This is a genomic window from Hydrocoleum sp. CS-953 (genome assembly GCF_002260545.1).
Lineage (GTDB): Bacteria > Cyanobacteriota > Cyanobacteriia > Cyanobacteriales > Microcoleaceae > Trichodesmium.
In genome coordinates this window covers 1-5,147 of sequence record NZ_LGSU01000870.1, presented here as the reverse complement: position 1 = coordinate 5,147, position 5,147 = coordinate 1, and the positions used below count along the sequence as shown (strand labels likewise).

The window sequence follows — 5,147 nt, the reverse complement described above, 5'->3', positions numbered from 1 at the left end:
ACTGTCTCGGATGGACCGCCTGTGAACACCAAACCCAGTGCACGACAGGGGGGATCGTGGTCGAGAATGAACAATACTCGATTAATCCTGGACTGTGTAATAGCTGTGAGGGATATCACGAAGAGCCTCAGTGTGTAGTTCACTGTTCCATTAGTAGTCCTGTTCCTACAAAACCTAAAAAAAAAAGATATCCGAAAAGAACACAAATTTAGATTAAAACTCAAAATATTCCCTACCCAGCACCCCAAAGGTCAACTGGTATTTTCAAGACTAGGCAAATCAAAATATTTACTATGTTAGTTCACATCTAATTGAAACTATGCCAAGGTATAGTAGATTAACTTGAGTTATGCTGAAGTAATTTAACTCTTACCTTTAGCATTACTAGATGCTATAAGGCAAGTTAAATCAGTTAACAACATATATTTGCTAATTAATTGTCAGTAACTATGTATGAGTTTTAAGATATGAGGTTGATCTTTTGAAGTTGGTTGTGCCAGTATTTACAGGATAGTTGTTTAATCATAATAGCAGCCATAAAAAAAATATGCTGTCAACTGGTTTGTCCTAATATTATCTGACTATTAGGCTTCTTTATGGGCAGTTAAAAGTCCAAAAATTGACAGTGAAGTATTATAAAAAGGGTAGACAATGGCTGTTTATGAGTTTAGAAAGCCTTGGAGTGAGTGTTTAATTCGTCTTAGTTGAAACAAATTAACCATTACTGGCTTCTCATAAGTAATTTAGTCTAAACTCTATGATGGTAGTCCTTAAACTTACAGGTATTTTAGCAGGAGACTTAATATGAAAACTGTTTTAATTGTAGAAGACGATCAGGTTAATGCTAGGGTTTTTTCCAAGATTTTGACGAAAAGAGGTGGTTTAGCTGTTAAGCATACAGAAGATGTGGAAGAAGTAGTGAAAATTGCTAAGTCAAAGGAAGCAGACTTAATTTTGATGGATGTTTCTCTAGCTCGTAGCGTTTACCAAGGAAAATCTGTTGATGGTATTAGAATTACTCAAATTCTTAAAGCTGACCCTCAAACAGATAAACTACCAATCATATTAGTTACCGCTCATGCTATGGCAGGCGATAGAGAAGCTTTTTTGAAGCAAAGTGGCGCTGACGGTTATATTTCTAAACCAGTAGTCGATCATCAAGAGTTCATCAATCAGATCAAGTCATTGCTGCCAGATGATTAATTCTAGGAAAATGGCCTCGAAANTCAAATTCTTAAAGCTGACCCTCAAACAGATAAACTACCAATCATATTAGTTACCGCTCATGCTATGGCAGGCGATAGAGAAGCTTTTTTGAAGCAAAGTGGCGCTGACGGTTATATTTCTAAACCAGTAGTCGATCATCAAGAGTTCATCAATCAGATCAAGTCATTGCTGCCAGATGATTAATTCTAGGAAAATGGCCTCGAAACTTTGGAGTTAAATAGGAAAATGGCCTCAAAACTTTGGAGTTAAAATAGATGAGCTATAAAAGGATCAACTTAAATCTTATCTAAATATACTTAAATATACTTTTTTTTCAAGACTTAATTATGGTATATGGTCAATATTAATTTGACTCTTAAAACATTTAGGTAGAGTTCCTATAGATTTTAAGCCTGTGGATTAAAGATATAGAGTACGCGCAACTCAAAAGTAATCTCTAACTAAGTTTTCGGTATCGAAAGGCGGAGCTTTTTCCTGGCTCATTCTGCGCAAATATTATCTGTAGCAAAACAGGATTTAGCAATCTCTGCACCCTAAATATTTAGGGGTTTGGTAAACAAACCCCTAAATATGAGTCATTAAAAAAGTAGTCTCGAAAGATTAAACCTCCGTTGGGGTAAGTTCATCAGAAGGAATAAATGTGGATAAATTAAGTATTGAAGCTAGACTGCCACACATTAAAATCTAATCGAAATTAGCGATCGCTGAGAACTTCACCATAAGAAAAACCTGGAGCTGCTAGAACAAAAACTGTACTAGGAAGACCAACAGTTTTAGACTGTAAATCCTGATAATACTCGGTAAAATTCTCCCCTGGAGTCCGAATACCAAGGAAAATCAAATCAGCATCCTGAGAAGACTCATGTAAAATATCATAAAAAGGCCGACCTTGAGAAACCAAGACTTGAGAACTTGCACCAATGCGTAAATTTTGAATCACACTATCAACATTTGCTTGAGTTGCTTGAGCTGCACTTTCTTCAGGAACTACCAGTTTCAAATGAACTTCAGCATTTCGCCAATCCATATCTGTACGCAATAAATAGGCCAAAAGTAACATTAAGCCACCATTATTTTGTAAACCACCCCACCAGACATCAATTCTACGATATTGACCAAAGCCACGCTCGCTATTCTCCCGCAAAATTACTACATTTTTCTTAGCTTTATGAATATGAGCAACTAACTGACAGTAGCGATCGCTCCGAGAAGGTTCCTGACTGTCTCCAAGGACTACTGTATTCGGTGTTAGTGGCCCAATACCATAAGTTTCTACCAAGAGTTTTGCCCCATCAAAAAAGTCTGTAGCTGTTACAACTCTCACCAATACTTGGACTCCACGTTTTTCCAAATACTCACGAATAGTATCCTGCATATCACTTTGCTGAGAAACATCGCGAGATGAACTTGGCAAAACACTACAAACCGTAATCATCCCTCGGTTATGAGTGAGGTCATCTGCAAACTGAATTAATGGCCAGCGTTTTTTAGGTATCCCAGACAGCACCAAAATATGGGGACGCCAGTTTTTAGTATCTTCTTCACCAATCTGAAAAATTCCTTCCCGTACCAAGGCCATCCATATTCCTCGTCTGGCATCTCCCCAAGTTGTCTCTAACTCCCGTCGTTGTAGCCAGATAAATATGGCCAGGACTATCACAGCAGCAATAACTGTAGCTACAGCATTAATCAAAAACATCACTGCTAAACAACCCAAGGCTCCCAGCATTGATAATGACCAATGGACTTTAAATGTCGGACGAAAAGAGGGGCTTTGTAAAAAGCCTTCTATACCCGCTGAGACATTCAAAACTAAATAGGTAGTCAAAAAGAACATTGTCAACACTGGGGCAATAATATTTAAGTCCCCAATGCAGACTGTGGCAGTAGCGATTCCTAAAGTTACTGCTGTACCAATCCGAGGTTCGTCATTAGGTCCACTACCATTGCCGAGAACAGACAACCGACCCGGTAAAACTCCATCCCTTGCCAAAGCTTGTAAGACCCTGGGAGCGCCCAAAATACTACCAATAGCGCTGGAAAGAGTTGCCCCCCAAACCCCAAACAAAATAGCTGGTCCCCAAAAAGCCATTTCTTTCATAATCAAGGGGTTTTCTATTAAGGTACTAGCATCTGCCCTCATGGCCATAACAATTGGTAATATCATGTAAATCACATAACCTGTACCAACTGCTGCCAGAGTACCTGTAGGAATAGAACGGCTAGGTTCTCGTAAGTCTCCTGACATACTTACTCCTGCCATTATTCCTGTTACTGCTGGAAAGAAGACAGCAAAAACAGTCCAAAAAGGTTCTGATGATTGGCCTGAATCTGCCCAAATTTCTATAGTTGTTGCTTCTAGAGGCTGTCCAAATGCAAATGAAATTAGGGATAAGACGATCGCTCCCANCCATTATTCCTGTTACTGCTGGAAAGAAGACAGCAAAAACAGTCCAAAAAGGTTCTGATGATTGGCCTGAATCTGCCCAAATTTCTATAGTTGTTGCTTCTAGAGGCTGTCCAAATGCAAATGAAATTAGGGATAAGACGATCGCTCCCATAATCAAATACTGGGCCTTAATAGCAATTTCTGCCGAAGTTAAGGCCAATACTGCCACGGCTATTGTGGTAATTAAAGCTACATAAAGTTGGTTAAAACTACCAAAAGCATCTATGATACTCTCTGCAAAACCAATGGTATAAAGGGCAACAGAGAGAGCTTGGGCAAAGTAAAGGGGTATTCCGACTGCACCACCTGTTTCAAGACCTAGAGACCGACTAATCATATAGTAGGCACCTCCGCCTCTAACTATTCTGTCTGTGGCGATCGCGCTGACTGATAAGGAAGTCAGAAAAGTAATACTTGTGGACAGAGTAACAATAAGTAGAGTCCCTAATAAACCTACGTTACCCACTACCCATCCAAAGCGGAGGTACATAATTACACCCAAAATTGTCAAAATTGAGGGAGTATATACACCACCAAATGTTCCTAAACCTGTATCATTAGTATTATCGGGAGAAGTTTTGGCAGTTGGTTGTGTTTCTTCTGGTGGGTCTGCACGTTTAAATAGCTTCATACATCTTATTAAATTGCAATATTTATACTTCTAATTCAAGTCATCTATAATTTCTGGCAATTAACACATTGGCGCTTATCAGCTATCAGTTTTTTTATTGACTTAATCTTCTTGCTTTATACCAGTTTGATAAATGTTTGCTACAAATAGCTAGGGTAATTTTTAGGAGTCAGGAGGTAGGGACGTTGCATAAGGGCGTCCGTACNAATGTTTGCTACAAATAGCTAGGGTAATTTTTAGGAGTCAGGAGGTAGGGACGTTGCATAAGGGCGTCCGTACGGAGTCGCATGGGAATTGCTTTAATATGGTTTTTTAGGTCATAAATCATATTTTTTGTCCAAGGGACATCTCCTGTGAAGTCTTTTTATCGCTCTTACTATTCGTAACATTCTTTTTTCAAAATGGTATTACAAGGGTGGTTGATTTATTTAATTAACGGAAAAAATCCTATAACTAGATACCTGTTATATATATTTTTGTTCCTTATTTAATGTTTAAGTTATTGAATATGAAATTTTAGGTAGTATTCCGGTTCAAAAATATAGCATACAAATCAATAATTATAGAACTTACGCAAAGAAATATGGTTGCTAGGAGAAATCGTTAGTTTGAAAAATAGACATCTACGCGCATAATCTGGTTTTTGGGTTCGGTGTGTGTAATATCATGTCCTGATAAGAGCGTGATAAAAAAACTTTCTCATGCATATACTTTCTTTCTCCCCTCTTCCCTCCTGACTCCTGTACGGGCAAACGGCCGTTTCGCGGAGCGACATGTTTGCGGAGCATTCCGTCAGGAAAACGCCCCTACGACTCCTGACTCCTCCCTTTTTATTTATAA

2 protein-coding genes and 2 pseudogenes are annotated in these 5,147 nt (G+C 38.6%); 2 read left to right on the top strand and 2 right to left on the bottom strand.

Annotation, left to right across the window (positions count from 1 at the left end; genetic code table 11):
• The first annotated feature begins 804 nt into the window (after window positions 1–804).
• Together AFK68_RS11420 and AFK68_RS41535 are read left to right on the top strand one after the other, a co-directional pair.
• Window positions 805–1,203 (top strand): response regulator, encoded by a 399-nt coding sequence (locus tag AFK68_RS11420; RefSeq protein WP_094672859.1) that lies wholly within the window; start codon window positions 805–807, stop codon window positions 1,201–1,203.
• A gap of 23 nt (window positions 1,204–1,226) precedes the next feature.
• Window positions 1,227–1,410: pseudogene (locus AFK68_RS41535) on the top strand (response regulator); the annotation flags it as partial.
• Between the two features lie 511 nt (window positions 1,411–1,921).
• Here AFK68_RS41535 and AFK68_RS11410 read toward each other — a convergent pair.
• Both AFK68_RS11410 and AFK68_RS11405 read right to left on the bottom strand, forming a co-directional pair.
• Window positions 1,922–3,568 carry an amino acid permease gene (locus AFK68_RS11410; protein ID WP_371357327.1) on the bottom strand — a complete coding sequence of 549 codons (1,647 nt, stop codon included), beginning with the start codon at window positions 3,566–3,568 and terminating at the stop codon, window positions 1,922–1,924.
• Between the two features lie 69 nt (window positions 3,569–3,637).
• Window positions 3,638–4,307 (bottom strand): annotated as a pseudogene (locus tag AFK68_RS11405) (Na-K-Cl cotransporter); the annotation flags it as partial.
• Window positions 4,308–5,147 lie beyond the last annotated feature (840 nt).

What these genes read in the sequence shown, in the direction of transcription:
- AFK68_RS11420 (WP_094672859.1), top strand. Translation starts at nt 805, where the DNA reads ATGAAAACTGTTTTAATTGTAGAAGACGATCAGGTTAATGCTAGGGTT.